Below are 944 nucleotides of genomic sequence, written 5' to 3'. Positions count from 1 at the left end.
AAATGATTTAACCAAGCTTTTCAGAAGGTTAAGGTGTTTCTCAATTCGTGAGCTGGAATTATATAAGAGATATGCTTAAAAAAAGATTAAATATTAGGGAAAATTCTAAAAAATTTAAAGAAATTTGCAAATTTGGTTAAAAATTTAGTAAAATTAATAAAATTTTGGAGAAAATATGATTAAATTTACATTGCCATCAAATACTTTTTTAGATAATTATGTATTAAATTGCGAATTTGCAAACGCATGTAAACTTTCAAATGGTGCGTATAAATTCTGGAAAAGTATTGTTGCAGCAAGTTATCAAGACTCTAGAACGCTCTTTTTGCACAAAAAATCTATCCCACAGAAATATCAATATGCAATAAATTATTGCTCTAATTTAGATGGGTTTGTGTTAGCAAGCGCATTTTGCTCATTTACAGGTATATCTAACTCGCATTTAGTAGCTTCTAATAACTCAGCTCTTCATAGTATGCTCGAGATCAAAATGGTTGATAAATTTAAATTCGTTAATCTAAAAAAACTCTATGATGATCTTGATCTTCCATATTCAGCCCATATTTATATCGAAAAATGTAAATATTTTTCACCTACACCATTTGAAAAGAGAATTAAAATCACTGAGACTCTTTGCTTGGGATACTATTAGTACTTACTATAATTATATAGTAAAATTTTGTCTCTTGAATTTAATAAATTTACATTATATTTTAAGAGCAATATAAACCATCTTCTAAATTTGCCCTCTATTTCTATGCTCCTTTTTAATTCTCATAACCTCAAATATAAATTTAAAATATCCACCTTTATACCAGTTTTTATCGGCTTTTATTAGAGCAGCTCCTAACTTATAGCTTAGATGGTTTTTCGTGTTTAGGGCTTTTTGGTAGTTTATTTCTAAGCTACTAATATCTTTTTCTTTTTTAGATAATGCTTCTTTG

The 944-nt window shown here is 27.3% G+C and carries 1 protein-coding gene and 1 pseudogene; one reads left to right on the top strand and one right to left on the bottom strand.

What is annotated here, in order from left to right:
- The first annotated feature begins 175 nt into the window (after nucleotides 1-175).
- Nucleotides 176-652 carry a cysteine permease gene (locus CIGNP103_RS08015; RefSeq protein WP_086225942.1) on the top strand — a complete coding sequence of 159 codons (477 nt, stop codon included), beginning with the start codon at nucleotides 176-178 and terminating at the stop codon, nucleotides 650-652.
- 84 nt (nucleotides 653-736) lie between these two features.
- Here the strand turns inward: CIGNP103_RS08015 and CIGNP103_RS08195 are convergent.
- Nucleotides 737-944, bottom strand: a pseudogene (locus tag CIGNP103_RS08195) (capsule biosynthesis protein CapA); the annotation flags it as partial.

The sequence above is a fragment of the Campylobacter sp. P0103 genome, from assembly GCF_002139545.1.
Lineage (GTDB): Bacteria > Campylobacterota > Campylobacteria > Campylobacterales > Campylobacteraceae > Campylobacter > Campylobacter devanensis.
The sequence above is the reverse complement of the archived record's forward strand: the minus strand, read 5'-3'. Positions and strand labels throughout refer to the sequence as shown.